The following is an 18,742-nucleotide window of genomic DNA, read 5'->3' on the forward strand; positions in this document are numbered from 1 at the left end:
AAAAGAATAACAGGGAGTTTTTGGTATGGTCAGCGCGCTTTACGCGGTTTTGGGTGCGTTATTGCTCATTAAATTTTCTTTTGATGTGGTTCGCCTGCGCACGCAATATCACGTCGGGTATGGTGACGGGGGATTTAGCGAGCTGCAGGTCGCTATCCGCGTGCACGGCAATGCCGTTGAGTACGTTCCCATTGGCCTCATCATGCTGCTGTTTATGGAGATGAACGGGGCGCAGAACTGGATGGTTCACGTGTGCGGCATTTTGTTGATTGCCGGACGACTGATGCACTCCTATGGTTTTCACCACCGCTTGTACAGCTGGCGCCGTTCGGGAATGAGCGCGACCTGGTGCTCGCTGGTGCTGATGGTGCTGGCGAATTTGTGGTATATGCCCTGGGAGTTGGTTTTCTCCTTACATTAGCGCACAATACGCCGTTTTCGTTTTTTCGGGTTTAACGTTATGTCTCACCGCGATACGCTTTTTTCCGCGCCGATTGCCAGTCTCGGCGACTGGACCTTTGATGAACGGGTTGCTGAAGTCTTCCCGGATATGATCCAGCGCTCGGTTCCCGGCTACTCCAATATTATTTCGATGATCGGCATGCTCGCTGAACGCTTCGTCCAGCCCGATACTCAGGTTTACGACCTCGGCTGTTCGCTCGGCGCGGCGACGCTCTCTATTCGACGTAACATCGCCCATGCCGGCTGCAAAATTGTGGCGGTGGATAACTCCCCGGCCATGGTTGAACGCTGCCGCCGTCATATTGATGCCTATAAAGCGCCAACGCCCGTCGAGGTGGTGGAAGGCGATATTCGCGATATAACGATTGAGAACGCCTCAATGGTGGTGCTGAATTTCACCATTCAGTTTCTTGCGCCCGATGAACGCCAGGCGATTCTGGATAAAGTCTACCGTGGGCTGAACCCCGGCGGTGCGCTGGTGCTGTCAGAAAAATTCAGCTTTGAAGATAGCCATGTCGGCGAGCTGCTGTTCAACATGCACCACGACTTCAAACGCGCCAACGGCTACAGCGAGCTGGAAATCAGCCAGAAGCGCAGCATGCTGGAAAACGTCATGCTGACAGACTCCGTAGAAACGCACAAAGCACGCCTGCGTAACGCCGGTTTTGAACATGCCGAATTGTGGTTCCAGTGCTTTAACTTTGGTTCACTGGTTGCGGTGAAGTCCGGGGAAAAAGCATGATCGATTTCAGTAATTTTTATCAGCAAATCGCGAAAAGCCCGTTATCTCACTGGCTGGAGACCTTGCCTGCGCAAGTTGCCGCCTGGCAACGCGAGGCGCTGCATGGCAAGTTCCGCGAATGGGAGCGGGCCGTCGAGTTTTTGCCTGAGTTTGCCCCCCATCGTCTGGACTTGCTGCACAGCGTTACCGCCGACAGCGAAACGCCGTTAAGCGAAGGCCACCGCCTGCGCATTGAGAATCTGCTCAAGAACCTGATGCCGTGGCGCAAAGGCCCCTACTCGCTGTACGGCGTCAACATTGACACCGAATGGCGCTCCGACTGGAAATGGGAGCGGGTGTTGCCGCACCTCTCCGACCTGACCGGACGCACCATTCTCGACGTCGGCTGCGGCAGCGGCTATCACATGTGGCGGATGATCGGCGCCGGCGCGCATCTGGCGGTTGGCATTGATCCGACGCAGCTGTTTTTATGTCAGTTTGAAGCGGTGCGTAAGCTGCTGGGCAACGATCAGCGCGCTCACCTGCTGCCGCTGGGCATTGAACAGCTGCCGGCGTTGAACGCCTTCGATACCGTTTTCTCCATGGGCGTGCTGTACCACCGCCGTTCACCGCTTGACCATCTGTGGCAGCTCAAAGATCAGCTGGTCGAAGGGGGCGAACTGGTGCTGGAAACGCTGGTGATTGAAGGGGATGAAAATACCGTTCTGGTGCCGGGAGACCGCTACGCGCAGATGCGTAACGTCTATTTTATCCCGTCCGCCGCGGCGTTGAAAATGTGGCTGGAGAAATGCGGTTTTGTCGATGTGCGCATCGTCGATGCCTGCGTCACCACCACCGACGAGCAGCGCCGCACCGAGTGGATGACCACCGAATCGCTGGCCGACTTCCTCGACCCCAACGACAGCAGCAAAACCCTTGAGGGCTACCCGGCTCCGCTGCGCGCGGTGATCGTCGCGACCAAGCCAGAAACCCAGCAATCGCTGGCGAAAAAAGCGTCCGGGCGTAAATAAAGGCCAAAAAAAGACCCCTGTTGAAATTGCAGGGGCCTGGTACGGGCAATCATCATATTGGGCGACATGATGTGCAGCAAAAAACGGTTTAACTGCTCTGTGCAGAAATGATGTGCTTCATTTCTGCCACCGCTACGCCATTAACGGCATAGCGCGAATATTCATCTGCGTCGGCATCGGTCGACATCGACAATCCAGGATTACGAAAGCGCATTGGCGAAGGCACCCACTGCCCGGCCGAACTGTGCACCTCTTTGACTCCCGCCTGGAGGAACTTTTCCAGGTTGGCCGCTCGAACACCTGCACCAGCCATAATGGTTGGAGTATCGCCCTGGGCAATAAGTTCCGTAATTAATGAAAGACCTTTTTCAGCGCTGGATTGTTGTCCCGATGTCAGGATGCGAGCGACACCGAGATCGGCCAGCGCGCGCCAGGCTTCATGCGGGTTCATGCACATATCGAAGGCCCGATGAAAGGTCACGGCCAGCGGTCCCGCCGCCGCCATTATTTTTTTCATCCGCGGGATATCAACCCGCCCGTCAGGATCTAACACGCCGATCACCAGGCCGGGAAAACCGAGTTCCCTGACCGTCGCGACGTCATCAAGCATCGCCGCAAATTCGCCGTCGGTGTAACAGAAATCGCCGCCTCGCGGGCGAATAATCGGATGCACCGGGATCGTCACCGTCTGACGAACCGTTTTCAACACGCCCAGTGAAGGCGTTAAGCCCCCTTCCTGCGGCGCCGCGCACAGCTCAATGCGATCGGCCCCATGGCGCTGCGCCTCTTGCGCGCACTCCATGCTGTAGCAGCAGACTTCCAGTAACGTCATTCCCCTCTCCTTGCACGCTGCAGGCAACACAGCATGTCATGATTTATCGGTTCAAAAACCGCGTCGCTTCACACTGTCACGCATCAGATTGTTCACTGGCAACAATTTGCTCAATCGACCACGGATGAAATTTGATGGTCACCGTACCGTCGGTCACCGCCAGCGTCGGGTTCGGCAGTCGTTCGCGCTCCCCTTTCGGTGAGCTGGTTTTGACAAATATTCCCGGCTGCGCCAGCCCTTCGTCGCTGAGAAGCGCCAGCGCACGGGCATTCAGGGTTTGCGGCTCCCCTGGCAGCACGATCTCAATGTGCTCCCAGCCTTCATGGGGATAGCGCTTTTCGCCCGGCCACGGCAGTTCAACGATGTGGAAACGCCAGTGGGCGACGCTGACCGGCTCATCAAGTTTGAACAGGCAGATCGGGCGGCCGTTGATAATGTTTTCCGACAGCAAGGTGCCGCACTGCTCAAACCCGCGACGCCAGCGTTCTGCGGTGGCGTTTTGATGACAGCGCAACGAAATGTGGTCGGCATCCAGCGGCGTGATATCCAGCCCCAGTCGGCCAGCCAGGGTGCTTAACGCATCGAGAAAGCGCGGCAGATCCGCGGAAATATCGTCGAGTTCATCAATTTGCTGCCAGTTCGCCATTTTTAACCTCAATCCACGCCATAGAGCGGGTAATTTATCGCGTTTCCCGGCGGCGACCAACCGGGAATACGGCCGGGCTGTCGCCGAGTGGTTATGGATTAAGCACGCTGCCCGGTCGCGCGCGCGCGGTGCTGACGCATGGGCGCAAATGCAGTATACTCCTGCCCTAATTTGTCCACATTCCGGCGCCGCCCCGTAAGGGTTACCGCGCCTTAAAAGTAAGGTATTCCGGTGAATATTCAGGCTCTTCTCTCAGAAAAAGTCAGCCAGGCCCTGGTCGCAGCAGGTGCCCCTGCCGATTGCGAACCTCAGGTCCGCCAGTCAGCAAAAATCCAGTTCGGTGACTATCAGGCCAACGGCGTGATGGCGGTCGCGAAAAAACTGGGTATGGCGCCGCGACAACTCGCTGAGCAGGTCCTGACTCATCTCGACCTCAACGGCATTGCGAACAAGGTTGAAATCGCCGGACCTGGCTTTATCAATATTTTCCTCGATCCGGCCTTTTTAGCGGACAACGTCAACAGCGCGCTGGCGTCAGATCGCCTGGGCGTTGCCCAGCCGCAGGCGCAGACTATCGTCGTTGACTACTCGGCGCCAAACGTTGCCAAAGAGATGCACGTCGGCCACCTGCGTTCCACAATCATCGGTGACGCAGCGGTCCGGACCCTCGAATTCCTCGGCCATAAAGTGATCCGTGCGAACCACGTTGGCGACTGGGGGACTCAGTTCGGCATGCTGATCGCCTGGCTGGAAAAACAGCAGCAGGAAAACGCCGGGGAGATGGCGCTGTCCGACCTCGAAGGTTTCTACCGCGACGCGAAAAAGCATTATGACGAAGATGAAGTCTTCGCCGAGCGCGCCCGTAGCTACGTGGTTAAACTGCAAGGCGGCGACGAGTATTTCCGTCAGATGTGGCGCCAGCTGGTCGACATCACCATGTCGCAAAACCAGATTACCTACGATCGCCTGAACGTCACCCTGACCCGCGATGATGTCATGGGTGAAAGCCTGTACAACCCGATGCTGCCAGGTATCGTGGCCGATCTGAAAGCTAAAGGCCTCGCCTGTGAAAGCGAAGGCGCGACCGTGGTGTTCCTTGATGAGTACAAAAACAAGGAAGGCGAACCGATGGGCGTCATCATCCAGAAAAAGGATGGCGGCTACCTCTACACCACCACCGATATCGCCTGTGCGAAATACCGTTACGAAACCCTGCACGCCGACCGCGTGCTTTACTACATCGACTCCCGTCAGCATCAGCACCTGATGCAGGCCTGGACCATCGTGCGCAAAGCCGGTTACGTGCCGGATTCCGTACCGCTGGAACACCACATGTTCGGCATGATGCTGGGTAAAGACGGCAAGCCGTTCAAAACCCGTGCGGGCGGTACCGTCAAGCTTGCCGACCTGCTGGACGAAGCGCTGGAACGCGCCCGTCGCCTGGTGGCAGAAAAGAACCCGGATATGCCGGCCGATGAGCTGGAAAAACTGGCCAACGCGGTGGGTATCGGCGCGGTGAAATACGCTGACCTGTCAAAAAACCGGACCACCGACTACGTGTTCGACTGGGACAACATGCTGGCCTTTGAAGGCAATACCGCGCCTTATATGCAGTATGCCTACACCCGCGTGCTCTCGGTGTTCCGTAAAGCGGAGATTGACGAGCAAGCCCTGGCCGCGGCACCGGTGATCCTGACCGAAGATCGCGAAGCGCAGCTGGCCGCTCGTCTGCTGCAGTTCGAAGAAACCCTGACCGTGGTGGCTCGTGAAGGCACCCCGCACGTGATGTGCGCGTATCTCTACGATCTGGCGGGTCTGTTCTCCGGCTTCTACGAGCACTGCCCGATCCTCGCCGCCGAAAACGAAACCACGCGTAACAGCCGCCTGAAACTGGCGCAGCTGACCGCCAGAACCCTGAAGCAGGGTCTGGATACGCTGGGTATCGAAACCGTCGAGCGGATGTAAACACGGTAAAAAAACAAAAACCCGGCCAACGCCGGGTTTTCTTTTTGTCGGCCCGACAGGCGTTATGCCCCAGGCCGTCCCTTCCGCCATTCATCAGAAATATTTGCGCAGATACTCCGTCAGGCACAGGATCGCCATCGCCTGGCCGTAAGGCATTGAGGTCAGCGGGATCTCGCGGTAAAAATCGAGATTCGACCCCATTCCGGTACCAAACGACGTTTGCAGCAGCTCACCTTCCGGGGAGATATGCTTGACGACTCCGCGAATCGCCCGCTCCGCCACGGCGGCGTACTCCTGACTGACGTAGCGTTTGCGCACCGCTTTGAGAATACCGTAGGCAAACCCGGCGGTGGCTGAAGACTCCAGATAGGAATCCGGGTCGTCCAGCAGGGTATGCCACAAGCCGCTCTCGTGCTGGCAGGTTGCCAGCGCGGCTATTTGCGCGTTCAGGACCTGCACCAGGTAGCGTCTGACGGCGCTGTGCTCAGGTAAATCCACCAGCTCCAGGAAATCCGGGATCACCATCGTCAGCCAGCTGTTGCCCCGCGCCCAGCGCGCCCGGGCAAAGTTATGCTGGCCGTCATAGTTCCAGCCGTGGAACCACAGCCCGGTTTCCCGGTCCATCAGATTTTGCACATGCAGTAAAAACTGGTACACCGCCTCTTCCACGTACTGCGGACGATCGAGCAGCTTGCCAATTTTCGCCAGCGGCAGGACGGTCATCATCAGCGTGTCGTCCCACATCTGCTGATGGTTCTCCTCCGCCAGGGTAATGTGCTGCATCCCGCCGTGTTCGGTGCGCGGCATCTCATGCATCGCCCACTCTGCCCAGCTGTCGAGCCACGGCAGATACTCCGGCTTCCCGGTCTCCTCGTAGCGGTAGGCCAGCGTCAGGAACGGTGCCATGGTGTTGACGTTTTTGGTGGTGGCTCCTTCGGCAAAACGCTCGGCGAACCAGCGGTCGATGATCTCGCACATCGCGCTGTCCCCGGTCTGCTGGTAGTACTGATGGATCCCGTACAGCCCGACCCCGTGCGTCCATTCCCAACCGGCCCACCCTTTGGTATCAATCACCCGGCCGTCATCCAGGCGCAGCAGAAAGGTCCCGGCGTCGTCGCGAATATTGACCAGATTGTGCGTCACTTTCTGGATCAGCGCCTGCAGTTCATTTCGGGCGATAAAATGCTCCGGCTGACGCAGTAACGGGCTATGTTTGACAGGCCAAACCTTCATATCGTTAACCTCTGTTATATGTCGAATTCATTTCTGTACCCTGCTTAAGCGATGGCGCAGCAGGGTTATTGCGATTCAGATAACCAATATTGTTATTTCCCCACAGCGCGTCGTACGGCATCCCGGCGAGCATCTCCACCACCGCCCGGTCTTCCGCCGTCGCCAGCTCCGGCTGGGCGCGTCCTGACTGACGCATTTTGAGCGTTTCCGCCCGCAGCACGCTGTGTGTCGCCAGATTGAGCTTGAAGCGCAGTGAGACAAGGAAACCGCAGGCCAGCACCAGCAACGTCCCCACGCTCAGAATCAATAAGATGGTATGGCTGACTTCTTCAGGCTGAACTTTCTGCCCGGAGACAAAGCCGGAAAGCTGCATGATGATCCCCACCAGCATCACCGCTCCAGCCTGAGAGGCTTTGCGGGTCAGGGTCATAATCCCGGCGAAAATCCCCTCGCGACGCTGCCCGGTGATCACCTCATCGACATCCGCGATGTAGGTATAGGTATTCCACGGTACGTAGTTGATCCCGCCACGACCCAGGCCAGCGACGGCAGACACTAACAACAGCAGAGAGTAGACATCGCTCAGTCCGGCGTAGTAGAGCAGCGCGTAGGACAGCGAGCTCAGGCCGAACAGCACCACCACCATGCGATAGGACGGCGCGGGGCCAAAGCGGATGCACAGCGGGATCATGGCAATCACCGCAATAAACTGGAAGATAGCCATCGTGCCCAGCAGGTTGGATGCCATGGCAGCTTCCTGCATCAGCACAAAGACCACATAGTAGGTAAACACGGCATTGAAGACGTCCTGAGCGATATAGCCGCCGAGGTACATGCCTAAATGCTGACGGAAAATCTTGATCCGCAGCGTCGAGCTCAGCTCGATAAACAGGCGGTTAAGACTCTGAGCCAACGATAAATTGCGCTTCTCGTCTTCCGCTCGCAGCGCCGCTTCTGACCACTCTTCCCGCGGTCGTTCCCAGGTAAAGAACCAGACGAAGGTGAGCATCAGCGCGCAGAGCACCGAGAACACCAGGCTGGCGTAGAAAAAGGAGACCGCATTGTCCTTGCCAAAATGGGTCAGCAGAACGCCGGGCAGGAATGACGCCAGAATGGCGGACATCTGCGCCATGGAAATGCGCGCGCCGGAGAATTTGGTCTTTTGTTTAAAATCATCGGTCATTTCCGGTACCAGCGTTTCGTACGGCACCAGAATCATGGTGTAGACAATATCAAACAGCAGATAGGTGAGCAGGTAATACCAGAAACCCATGTCGCCTACCCACATGATCGAGTAGCTGAACACGCAGGGAATACCAAGCAAAATAAAGAACTTGCGTCGTCCAAAGCGCTTACCGAGCCACGTGGTGCCAAAGTTATCGGTCAAAAAACCCATCAGCGGGCTGATGACCGCATCCAGCACCCTCGCTGTCGCGAAGATCAACGTCGCTTCAATGGGGGAGAGGCCGCAGAAAGTTGTATAAAAATAGAGTAGCCAGGCCGCCGTCAAGGCGGTGGTTCCGGCCCCAAGGAAATCACCCGAGCCATAGGCAAGATAGTTAGCCAAACCGATTTTACGTGTTTTCATCGCCGCAAATCCTGTGTCTTTTTATTAGAGAACTTCGATCCTCTTTTTGGCGCTGCCAATAAAGGATTGGATACATGGCTACAGTAAAAGCAGCGACCAAGGGTTACCTTTCCCTTATTGCCAGCCCGCACCCATACATGGCAAAAATACAAAGAGTCAGCGAACACGCATCACCGATTTATAAAACATCATTTCTTTTATAACAAAATCAAAGACCATTAAGAAAAGTTGAAGCGCAGAAACGTGATTTCCCACGACAAGAAATTGTGTGACCCGCTGTGACGAATAGCCCTTGCGGGAGGGTTATAATGGGAGTAAAGAAAGTGTTGATGGTTGTTTCGCGTATCTCAAGGAGGCCTGATGCCGTACTCACACCTGTTAGTTGCCGTCGCCCCCACGCCGGAAAGCCGCGTGTTGATCAACAAAGCGGTGTCGATTGCGCGCCCGCTTGATGCCAAAGTCAGCCTGATTACCCTGGCCACCGACCCGGAACTCTACAATCAGTTCGCTGCCCCGATGCTGGAAAATCTGCGGGATTTAATGCAGGAAGAGACCCGGGACTTCCTCTCTGAACTGGCAAAAGAGGCTGACTACCCGATCGAAAAAATGACGATCGCCAGCGGTGAGCTGAGCCATCACATCAACGATTTTTGCCAGCAGTATCAGGTGGACCTGGTGATTTGCGGCAATCACAACCACAGTCTGTTTTCCCGCGCGACCTGCTCGGCAAAAAGTATCATTGGCAGCAGCGGCGTTGACGTGTTGTTAGTGTCGCTGGAAAAAGGCTAACGCCGGCGGCGTCAGCCCTCAGGGTGACTAGGCAGGTTTAGGTAACGCGGAGACGTTCTGTGCTAAGGGGTTATTCTCGCGTCGCGGTTTGATCTGCTGGAGATCGCTGATAAACCGCGCCTGCCAGTGGTGAATATCGTTATCCTTGATCACCGCCATCATCTGCGAGTGGCGGGCAATGCGCTCCTCCAGCGGCATGGTCAGGCCGCGGTCCAGCGCCGCCGCCACTTCATCACGATCGTAAGGATTGACGATTAACGCGCTGGTCAGCTCATTTGCCGCACCGGCAAACTGCGACAGTACCAGCACCCCTGGGTTCTGCGGGTCCTGGGCGGCAACAAACTCCTTCGCGACGAGGTTCATGCCGTCACGCAGCGGCGTCACCAGGCCGACGTCGGAATAGCGGTATATCTTCATCAACAACTTGCGTTCAAAGTGCTGATTCAGGTAGTACAGCGGCGTCCAGCCCAGCTGACCATACTGGCCGTTAATTCGGCCGCTCGCCGTCTCCAGCTGATGACGAATATCCTGATAGGCCTGCACTTCACCGCGCGAGGTCGGCGCAATCTGGGTGTAGCGAATCTTCCCGTGATGCTGAGGATAGTTTTCCAGCAGAGACTCATAGGCAAGAAAGCGCTCCGGCAGCCCTTTGGAGTAGTCCAGCCGCTCGACGGAAAAGATATTTTGCACGCTCTTAAGCTCGCTTTTCAGCTGCGCCAGTTTTGGCGGCAGCGGACCTTTGGCGCTTTGGGCAATCTCGGCAGGATCGATGCCGATCGGGTAGACCTCGGTGCGGAAATGTTTCCCCCAGGCATCGTGGTTCCGGCCGCCTCGCGTCACCAGACGGGTCTGCAACGCGACGCTATCCAGGAACGCCTGCCGATCGCTTTCGGTCTGGAATCCCAGCAGGTCGTAGTCGCACAACTGCTCCAGCAGTTCGGCGTGCGGCGGCAGCGCGTTGAAGATTTCCGGCGTCGGGAAAGGAATGTGCAAGAAGAAGCCCGTGCGGTTGGTCATCCCGCGCCGGCGCAGTTCACTGGCCAGCGGCAGCAGATGATAATCGTGGATCCACACGATATCGTCGGGCTCAATCAGCGGCAGGAGTTTTTCCGCAAGGTTCGCGTTAACCCGCAGATAGCCGTCCCAGGAGGCGCGCTGGTAATCCACTAAATCCAGGCGATAGTGGAACGCCGGCCACAGCACCGCGTTAGAAAACTGATTGTAGTATTCGTCGTGGTCCTGCTCGTTGAGGGTAAACGACACCCAGGTAATATTGCCGCGCGTGACTCTGGTGAGCGGCTTCTGGTCGTCGCCGATTTCCCCGCTCCAGCCAAACCACAATCCTCCCGCGGCCTTCAGCGCCCCGAGGATCCCCACCGCCAGGCCACCGGCGCTGGCTTTTTTATCATCCGGCGGCGCAATACGATTAGATATGACGATTAAGCGTCCCATGGCCATCCCTCCTGTCGTTTCGCGCATCGGGTTGTTGTCTGTTATTGGCGATGCTAAGTAACCAGTGCTGAACGGCAGCCACATCCGGCAGATGCCAGTGTGCCTGAGTGTCGCCACTCCCGACTTTCACCGACATGCCGCCCAGCCGGTTCACCACGTTAAAACCGGCTTCATCCGTCAAATCATCCCCCACAAACACCGGCTCTCGTCCCTGAAACGGTGCTTCCTGCATAAAAGTGGCGATCGCTTCGCCTTTGTTCACGCCGCGCGGTTTAATCTCCACCACGCACTTACCGGGCTGTAGCGCCAGGATCGGATAGTGCTTCACTAACTGCTGCGCCAGCAACAGCGCTTGGTGGTGGTACTCCGGCGCCTGGCGATAATGCAGGGCAAACGCCATGCCTTTACGTTCCAGCTCGCAGCCCGGCATCTTCTCCAGTGCGCTTTGCAGCTGTTCATCCAGCTCTTTCAGCAGTGCATCAGGCAAGGAGACGATATGGGTTTTACCATTGATATCGCGGCGCTCAGCCCCGTGAACACCGGCTAACGGCAGCCGATACGGACGGGTAAGTTCATCAAGCTCAGCCATTGAGCGCCCTGAAATCAATGCCACGGCACCATTGTGCTGCAACACCAGTTGCCGCAGCGCCAGCAGCGCGTTAGCGGGGATAACAACCTGATCGGGATGAGGTTTGATATCGGCAAGGGTACCGTCGAGGTCAAAGAAAAAGGCGTAATTTCCGGTTGGCACAGGCGGTACAGATATCTGGTCAGCCACCCTGTTTTCCTCCTTTCATGGCCAGCGAAATGCTGGTTGTTAACGAATTGTTAGCCATGTAAGTATAGACAGTGTGACCGGGATCGCCATTTTTGATTGTTGACGCCAGCGCAGCGGGCGCTGGCGTTGATCGAGAAGTAAACTTGAAGGTTGGGGCGCGTTAAACTGCGCGTTTCGCTTTTTGTTTGTAGCGATCGAAGATAACCGCCGCCAACAGAATCACGCCGCGCACCACATACTGCGAGAACGGCGAAATGTTCAGCAGGTTCATGGCGTTCTCAACGGTACCGAGGATCAGGATCCCGGCGACCACATAGGAGATCTTGCCGATCCCGCCTTTCAAGGACACGCCGCCCAACACGCAGGCCGAAATCACAATCAGCTCGTAGCCAATTGAGGTCATCGGCTGGCCGCTGGTCATACGCGATGCCAGGATGATCCCCGCCGCGGCGGACACCAGACCGGAAATCACGAAAATGATGATTTTGGTGCGAACCACCGGAACACCAGCCAGACGGGCCGCCTCTTCATTGCCGCCAATCGCCAGGGTATTGCGGCCAAAGGTAGTTTTGTTCAACAGCAGGCCGAAAACAATCAGGCAGGCGACGGTGAGCCAGATCGGTGCCGGCAGACCAAACCAGTTGGCATAGCCTAAGGTAAAGAAGCGCTCGTCTTCGATACCGACCGCTTTACCATCGGAGATGATATAGGCGAGGCCGCGAACAATCTGCATCGTTGCCAGAGTGGTAATCAGGGCGTTGATCTTCAGCCGGGCTATCACGAAGCCGTTAACCAGCCCGCTCAGCGCGCCCAGCAGCAGACCGGCGGCAATACCTATCCACATACTTTCCGTCAGGTTGATCACCACCGCGGTGGTCACCCCTGCGCAGGCGATAACCGAAGCAACCGACAGGTCAAAATCGCCGGACGCCAGGCAAAACAGCATCCCACAGGCCACCATGCCGGACATGGAAATCGCCAGCCCCAGCCCTTTCATGTTGATGAACGAGGCAAAGTTAGGCACAAAAATCACGCAGCCGATAAACAGCACGGCAAAGACCACGAGCATGCCAAACTGATCCCAGATTCGGGCAAAGCTGAATGTGGAACGGCTGGCGTTTGGGGTAGTAACAGAGGACATCTTTGACTCCTTACTCAGGCGACCGCCTGGCTCACTTTTGGCATCGCAAGGCTTAACGCCTGCTGTTCATTGGCATCTTCATGCAGCAGTTCACCCGCCACTTCGCCTTCGCGCATGACCACAATGCGATCGGCCACACCGAGCACTTCCGGTAAGTCGCTGGACGCGAACACCACTGCCACACCAGAGGCCGCCAGGGCATAGATGACGTTATAAATTTCGTGTTTCGCCCCCACGTCTATCCCACGGGTAGGTTCATCCAGCAGGATCACTTTCATCTCTTCCGACAGCCAGCGCCCGAGAATCGCCTTTTGTTGATTGCCGCCGGACAGATTCATAATCAGCTGTTCGGCGCCGGGGGTTTTAATGTTGAGCGCGTTGATATGGTGCTCTGCGTTTTGCGCTTCCCAGCCGTTATTGATAATGCAGCCGGCGTGAATATGCCGACGCCGGGCGCTGATGTTGATATTGTCGCGCACCGAGTGAACCGGAATAATACCTTCGGCCTTACGATCCTCCGGGCACAGCATCATCCCGGCTTCAATTGCGTGGGCCGGTTTACGAATATCAATCGCCTGCCCGTCGATATAGACCTGGCCGCCGGTAATGCGGGTGCCGCCAAACAGCCCTTTCATTAATTCGCTGCGCCCGGCGCCCACCAGCCCGAACAGGCCGACGATCTCCCCGCTACGCACCGACAAACTCACCGGCTCACGCACGCCAGGGGCTTTCACCTGCTCAAGACGCAGGCGCTCCTCGCCATATTCACGTGGCTTCCAGCCATAAACATCGCCCAGCTCGCGCCCCACCATCGCCTGGACCAGCGCGTCATGGTTAACGGTGGCCATATCATCAAAGGTGCAAACATAGCGGCCATCTTTGAAGACGGTGATCGCGTCGCTCAGGGCGAAAATCTCCTCCATGCGGTGCGACACATAGATAATGACGCGCCCTTCCTGGCGCAGTTCGCGGATGACGCGGAACAGATTGTCGATCTCACGGGCCGAAAGCGAACTGGTCGGTTCATCAAAGGCGATCACTTTGGCGTTGCGGGTGAGCGCTTTGGCAATTTCCACCATCTGCCACTGGCCGATGGAGAGATATTTCAGCGGCGTTTCCGGGTCGATATCTAACCCCAGATGCTCAAGCTGCAGACGGGCTTCGTAGTTCAGCAGCGAACGGTTCACCAGGCCGTATTTATGCGGGATCTGGCCGAGGTAGATATTCTCCGCGACGGTCATTTCCGGGATCAGGTGCAGCTCCTGATAGATGATCGCCACGCCGGCGTTAAGCGCTTCGGTGGTGTTGGTAAAGACCCGTGGCTGCCCGCCAATCTGCAGATCGCCCGAGGTCGGAATATAGTTGCCGCTGAGGATCTTCAGCAGCGTGGATTTCCCGGCGCCGTTTTCTCCCATCAATGCGTGTATCTGTCCGCTATAGCAGTCAAAGCTAATATCAGACAGCGCTTTAACGCCGGGAAAAGTCATGGTGATACCGCGAAATGAGAGATAAGGGGTAGACTGTTGCATAACGACTCCGCTCTTCTGGACTCAGCCTCCCGCGCGAGCAGGAGGCGTGGTAAGCCAGGCCTTACAGCCCTTTCTTCGCCAGCTCTTCTTTGAAATTGTCGCGAGTGATCAGCACCACATCGGTAACCGCGGTGAATTTTGGCGGCTCTGCGCCTTTGGTCACCCAGTTGTAGAGCATTTCACTGGTTTTATAACCGTGGATATCCGGGCTTGGCAGCAGAGAGCCGTAGAAGCCGGTCGCCTGGGCTTTCGACAGTTCGTTCACTGCATCGACACCATTAATACCGATGCCAATCACGTCTGGAGCTTTAAAGCCCTGCCCTTCGGTTGCGCGCACGCCGCCAAGGACGGTGTTGTCATTCATGCCCACGATCAGCCAGTGTTTCACCTGCGGATGCTGAACCAGCATTGAGTTACCGGCATCGAAAGCGCCGGGGATATCGTTAGATTTGGTTGGCACGCGGTAGATCTGTTTCTCCGGGAAGCCGGCCGCTTTCAGCGCATCCATCGAACCAGTTGTACGACGGCGGGCGGTATCGAGTTCATCCGCGGTAATGGCCATCACGCCGGTATCCTTGACGTCCCAGCCGCGTTTTTGCATCTCTTTATACAGTTCCTGGCCCTGACGCGCGCCGATTTCACTGGCGGCCATCATCACCAGCGGTACGCTGTCCATCGGCTTGCCTTTGGCATTGACGAACTGGTCATCGACGGTGATGACTTTCATATCGTAGCCGCGGGCTTTCGCCACAATGGCGGCACCCAGTTTCGGGTCTGGCGTACAGATAACAAAGCCTTTGGCACCGCTAGCCGCCAGGCTATCGATGGCGTTAAGGGTTTTCTCACCATCCGGCACCGCAATTTTAATGACTTCAAACCCTAAATCTTTGCCGGCCTTATCGGCAAATTTCCATTCGGTTTGAAACCAGGGTTCTTCCGGTTGTTTAACCAGAAAACCGAGCTTAAGGGATTCAGCCATAGCTGATTGTGACATAACCGCAGCGAGACCGATCGCCGCCAGCGCTTTAGTAAATTTGTGCATGGTAAACTCCAGCTTTATTTCGCTTTTCTGTAGGGAAGTATCGGACTTAATTATTTTATCGGACGTAAAACAAGGCATTAGACGAAACCGCAACCCATACTGCCGTTGTTCATTAAGTAATAACCGGAAATCAATTCTCCATACGAGAGCATTATCACATCGCGGAATTACAGTAATTGCGTGCATAGATACAGCGAAAAAAGACATAAAAAAAACGCCAATTGTCAGACAATTGACGTCATTAATAGCAATTTTGTCCATGCCGACAGCAGAGTTATCCTTGTGACGCTCATGTCCCTGCCAGGTCACTGCTGGCAGGCCTCGCGGGGCCAGAAGCCGCCTTCAGCCGTGAAAAAGTTGCCAGCCAGCTGTCCTGGAGCGCAACAACGCATCCGCGCCATTTATTTTGACATTTTTTTCGCAATATTGATTCGTTATGACCGAATTATTAACGTCAGGTTAAACTCTTATTTAAGATAATTATCGTAGCACTCATCCTTTTTCCTAAAAAATTAAAATGGCAATAAAATCAATAAAATGAAAACATAAAAAATGAGATTAAATCATATAATAATACACTTAGCAGGGATGTTGTAACGAAACGTAAATACCGATGTTTGAGAGTTTTCTTAACGCATTCTTGCGCGTATTCTATATTTGTCGGTAGTCGGAAATAAATTATCGACGGCACAGGGAAATACACATTAATTATTTTGCTAATAATGTGGCACGCAATGAGTCTTGCATGCGGATGCTTACGGATGAGGGCTCTCGACGTGCGAATGATACCTCCAGCTTAAATAAGGATATTTTTATGGTTGTTCCTGGAATGGCTCAAAAACTCAATCATCAGATGAACCTTGAGTTCCACGCGTCAAATCTATACCTGCATCTCAGCGAATGGTGTGAACAGCAGCGTCTGAGCGGCACCGCCACCTTTTTACGCTCCCGGGCGCAGTCCCGGGTGACGCAGATGATGCGGGTATTCGATTTTATGAAAACCGGCGGCAGCTGGCCGATTGTCAAAAGCAAAAACTGCTATCGTCACGACTGCGCTTCTCTCGAAGAGCTTTTTACCGCAACGCTTGCCGATCACCAACAGCGTAGCAGCACGCTCTCCGGGCTGGCCGAAGAGGCCAAAGCCCACAGCGACGACACCACCTGGCGTTTCCTGACCCAGTTAGAGAAAGAACAGCGCCAGGATGGCATCCTGCTGCAAAGCGTGCTGGAAAAGGTGCGTCACGCCGATAAAGCCGGCCTGTGTATGCAACAGACCGACCGACAGCTGCTGAGCCTGGTCACCCCTCGCCCGAACTAAGGCCGTAGCGGCGGGCACCACATTAACCGTTCCCTCAGCGAAAGGGATTCCTGCGGGAACGGTTTCGCTGGTCACGCCACCGCGCTGCGGCCACCTGCCGAGCACTCAACGCTTCCTGTCTCTGTTTCTCTGAAACATCATTTTCGGCGCTTCGGCGCCGTTTTTATTCCTGAAAAGCATTAAAAACTTTTAAGTAGATCTCATTACCGCCCAGCCGAAGATCGCAGACGGGAATTAGTGACGGCGATCACTTTTTAACATTTGCCATAAGAATATAAAAACAGCGTTTCAAAAATTTAAAACACGGAGTTTATATTAATGGCAAGAGATACGGCTTCAACCTCACAAGCGTTGCAGGGAAGACCGATTTTGTTACGCCATCAGCTAGCCTACGGCGGCGGTAACTTACTGGGAAGTGGCGCGCTGGCAATCAGCGGCGCCTGGCTATTGTATTTCTATACGACGTTCTGCGGCCTGACGCTGATCGAGGCGGCATTTATCTTTTCCGTCGCCAGCATTATTGACGCGATTAGTAACCCGCTGATGGGTTATCTTACCGATAATTTCGGTAAAACACGGCTTGGCAAACGCTTCGGACGGCGGCGTTTCTTCTTGTTGATTGGTATTCCACTGATGATGTTCTACCCGCTGCTGTGGGTTGAAGGCCTCAGCTTCTGGTACTACCTGTGTACTTACGTCATCTTCGAAATCATTTATACATCAGTTATGGTGCCTTACGAAACATTAGCCACAGAAATGACTGATGATTTCGCATTGCGCTCAAAACTTACCGGTTATAAGGCGATTTTCGGTAAGCTGGCCAACTTCCTGGCGGCCTTTATTCCGGGCCAGTTTATCCTTCTGTACGGCAAAGATTCAGCCACTCCATTCTTCCTTACCGGAGTGACCTATGGCCTGATTCTGATTATCGCCATCTCCTGCCTGTGGTTCTGCAGCTGGGAACGTCCGCGTGAAGAAGACCATGCGGTTAACAAGAAAAAAAGCCTGCTGGCGACGCTGTCGACGCTGGCGAAAGATATGATCTCGACCTTTTATTTGCGGGTTTTCCGTAAACACCTCGGCATGTATCTCTGTGGTTTCGGCGCAGAATGGCTGTTTGCCTCGATCTTTACCTACTTCGTGATCTTTGTGCTGCAGCACGATCCGGCGATGGTTGCCGGGCTGAACAGCCTGAACTCCATCCTGCAGCTGGTCTCCACCGCGTTGTTTATCGGCCTGTGTGTGAAAAAGGGGTTCAGCAAGCCCTACATCCTGGCGCTGAGCATCGTTATTTTCTCCGTGTTGCTCTACACCTCGCTGTGGTTCTTCCACCTGCCGTCCCACCTGGCAACCATCTTGATGTTCGGGATCACCGTGCTGTTTGGCCTGGGTACCGGCGGCGTGTACTACATTCCGTGGACCGTCTATACCTTCCTCGCCGATGTCGATGAGATCTATACCGGCCGTCGTCGCGAAGGGATTTATGCCGGTGCGATGACCTTCTCCGGTAAAATTTTGCGTTCGATTATCGTCTTCACCATGGGCGCGATTCTCAGCTACTACGGCTTCCAGTCAAAAGCGCATACGCAGCCTGAAAGCGCGGTGACCGCGATTGCGGTGGTCTTCTGTAGCGGCGTGATCCTGCTGGCGCTGGCGGCGATTGTCTTCAGTAAGCAGATGAAGCTGGATCGCAAAGCGCACTTGATAGTGCTGCAGGAAGTGGCGCGAATTAAGGCTGGCGGCAAGATTAGCGATATCCCGTCCGATGTGCGCATCGTAGTGGAAGGCTTAGTCGGCCATCGTTATGAAGAGTGCTGGGGTAACAGTAAGCTATTCAGGGATGAGCAAGCGACCCAGATCAGTCCCGTTGCTTCTCATTAATCGGTGTTCACGCCCCGCCAGGATTCTGGCGGGGCGTCTGCTTTTAGTGCGCTTCGCCCTGCGGCGTAAATTTCAGTTCTATCAGGGCAATGGCTTTTTGCACCGCACGCAGCGTTACCGGATCGGCGGAGGCTGGATGGCTGGCGAAATCGATGGCTTTCAGTTGCGTGGTCATCTTCTCGCGCACTTCAACAGGGGCGATAACATCAATGACGTCGAGGATCTGTTTGATAACTAGCTGGCAGGCGACAACGTCAGAGACCAGTTCGTCTTGTTCAGTGAGGTGTTGAGACATTTATTACTCCTATTTCGAGGAGCGTAATAGTAACCTAAA

Annotated in this window: 18 protein-coding genes; 8 read left to right on the top strand and 10 right to left on the bottom strand. The window is 55.3% G+C overall.

What is annotated here, in order from left to right; translation table 11 throughout:
* The first annotated feature begins 25 nt into the window (after positions 1–25).
* From EDF82_RS07560 to cmoB, 3 genes are read left to right on the top strand one after another with little or no spacing between them, the layout of a single operon-like run.
* Entirely contained in the window at positions 26–421 is a 396-nt protein-coding gene (locus tag EDF82_RS07560; RefSeq protein ID WP_123754920.1) for an MAPEG family protein, read from the top strand.
* Between the two features lie 39 nt (positions 422–460).
* Positions 461–1,204, top strand: coding sequence for a carboxy-S-adenosyl-L-methionine synthase CmoA (cmoA, locus tag EDF82_RS07565; protein ID WP_123754921.1), 744 nt, complete (start codon positions 461–463; stop codon positions 1,202–1,204).
* On the top strand, positions 1,201–2,214 hold the full coding sequence (cmoB, locus tag EDF82_RS07570) for a tRNA 5-methoxyuridine(34)/uridine 5-oxyacetic acid(34) synthase CmoB (protein WP_123754922.1): 1,014 nt from the start codon (positions 1,201–1,203) through the stop codon (positions 2,212–2,214). Before cmoA ends, cmoB begins: the two co-directional genes overlap by 4 nt.
* An 88-nt stretch (positions 2,215–2,302) precedes the next feature.
* Here cmoB and cutC read toward each other — a convergent pair whose 3' ends face one another.
* Together cutC and EDF82_RS07580 are read right to left on the bottom strand one after the other, a co-directional pair.
* On the bottom strand, positions 2,303–3,046 hold the full coding sequence (gene cutC, locus EDF82_RS07575) for a copper homeostasis protein CutC (protein ID WP_123754923.1): 744 nt from the start codon (positions 3,044–3,046) through the stop codon (positions 2,303–2,305).
* A gap of 76 nt (positions 3,047–3,122) precedes the next feature.
* Complete coding sequence (locus EDF82_RS07580; RefSeq protein ID WP_123754924.1) at positions 3,123–3,692, bottom strand: VOC family protein; 570 nt, start codon at positions 3,690–3,692, stop codon at positions 3,123–3,125.
* 231 nt (positions 3,693–3,923) lie between these two features.
* Here EDF82_RS07580 and argS point away from each other — a divergent pair, with 231 nt between their 5' ends.
* A complete protein-coding gene (gene argS / locus EDF82_RS07585) occupies positions 3,924–5,657 on the top strand; it encodes an arginine--tRNA ligase (protein ID WP_123754925.1) in 1,734 nt (577 codons plus the stop codon).
* Positions 5,658–5,750: 93 nt separating this feature from the next.
* Here the strand turns inward: argS and EDF82_RS07590 are convergent, their stop codons facing one another.
* On the bottom strand, positions 5,751–6,890 hold the full coding sequence (locus tag EDF82_RS07590; RefSeq protein ID WP_123754926.1) for a glycoside hydrolase family 105 protein: 1,140 nt from the start codon (positions 6,888–6,890) through the stop codon (positions 5,751–5,753).
* 4 nt (positions 6,891–6,894) lie between these two features.
* On the bottom strand, positions 6,895–8,478 hold the full coding sequence (locus EDF82_RS07595; protein WP_123754927.1) for an MFS transporter: 1,584 nt from the start codon (positions 8,476–8,478) through the stop codon (positions 6,895–6,897).
* Positions 8,479–8,552: 74 nt separating this feature from the next.
* Here EDF82_RS07595 and EDF82_RS25570 point away from each other — a divergent pair, with 74 nt between their 5' ends.
* Together EDF82_RS25570 and uspC are read left to right on the top strand one after the other, a co-directional pair.
* A complete protein-coding gene (locus EDF82_RS25570; protein ID WP_255417658.1) occupies positions 8,553–8,681 on the top strand; it encodes a hypothetical protein in 129 nt (42 codons plus the stop codon).
* Positions 8,682–8,838: 157 nt separating this feature from the next.
* On the top strand, positions 8,839–9,267 hold the full coding sequence (uspC, locus tag EDF82_RS07600; protein WP_123754928.1) for a universal stress protein UspC: 429 nt from the start codon (positions 8,839–8,841) through the stop codon (positions 9,265–9,267).
* 27 nt (positions 9,268–9,294) lie between these two features.
* Here uspC and otsA read toward each other — a convergent pair whose 3' ends face one another.
* The 5 genes from otsA to EDF82_RS07625 form a co-directional block, all read right to left on the bottom strand.
* Positions 9,295–10,719: an alpha,alpha-trehalose-phosphate synthase gene (gene otsA, locus EDF82_RS07605; protein ID WP_123754929.1), complete on the bottom strand. Its 1,425-nt coding sequence runs from the start codon at positions 10,717–10,719 to the stop codon at positions 9,295–9,297.
* On the bottom strand, positions 10,694–11,497 hold the full coding sequence (gene otsB, locus EDF82_RS07610; protein WP_123754930.1) for a trehalose-phosphatase: 804 nt from the start codon (positions 11,495–11,497) through the stop codon (positions 10,694–10,696). The genes otsA and otsB overlap by 26 nt, the downstream gene beginning before the upstream one ends.
* Before the next feature lie 160 nt (positions 11,498–11,657).
* Complete coding sequence (araH, locus tag EDF82_RS07615; protein ID WP_123754931.1) at positions 11,658–12,638, bottom strand: L-arabinose ABC transporter permease AraH; 981 nt, start codon at positions 12,636–12,638, stop codon at positions 11,658–11,660.
* A gap of 14 nt (positions 12,639–12,652) precedes the next feature.
* A complete protein-coding gene (gene araG / locus EDF82_RS07620; protein WP_123754932.1) occupies positions 12,653–14,167 on the bottom strand; it encodes an L-arabinose ABC transporter ATP-binding protein AraG in 1,515 nt (504 codons plus the stop codon).
* Positions 14,168–14,228: 61 nt separating this feature from the next.
* On the bottom strand, positions 14,229–15,209 hold the full coding sequence (locus EDF82_RS07625; protein ID WP_123754933.1) for an arabinose ABC transporter substrate-binding protein: 981 nt from the start codon (positions 15,207–15,209) through the stop codon (positions 14,229–14,231).
* 814 nt (positions 15,210–16,023) lie between these two features.
* Between EDF82_RS07625 and EDF82_RS07630 the strand changes: the two genes are divergently transcribed.
* Positions 16,024–16,527, top strand: a complete 504-nt coding sequence (locus tag EDF82_RS07630) for a non-heme ferritin-like protein (RefSeq protein ID WP_123755507.1) — start codon at positions 16,024–16,026, stop codon at positions 16,525–16,527.
* Positions 16,528–16,896: 369 nt separating this feature from the next.
* The gene (locus EDF82_RS07635; RefSeq protein WP_174508142.1) at positions 16,897–18,408 is read left to right on the top strand and encodes an MFS transporter; all 1,512 of its coding nucleotides are present in this window, start codon (positions 16,897–16,899) and stop codon (positions 18,406–18,408) included.
* Between the two features lie 43 nt (positions 18,409–18,451).
* Here the strand turns inward: EDF82_RS07635 and EDF82_RS07640 are convergent, their stop codons facing one another.
* Positions 18,452–18,703 (bottom strand): DUF2766 family protein, encoded by a 252-nt coding sequence (locus tag EDF82_RS07640; protein WP_004864113.1) that lies wholly within the window; start codon positions 18,701–18,703, stop codon positions 18,452–18,454.
* Positions 18,704–18,742 lie beyond the last annotated feature (39 nt).

It is taken from the genome of Klebsiella sp. BIGb0399 (assembly GCF_003752615.1).
Taxonomy (GTDB): Bacteria; Pseudomonadota; Gammaproteobacteria; order Enterobacterales; family Enterobacteriaceae; genus Klebsiella; species Klebsiella lignicola.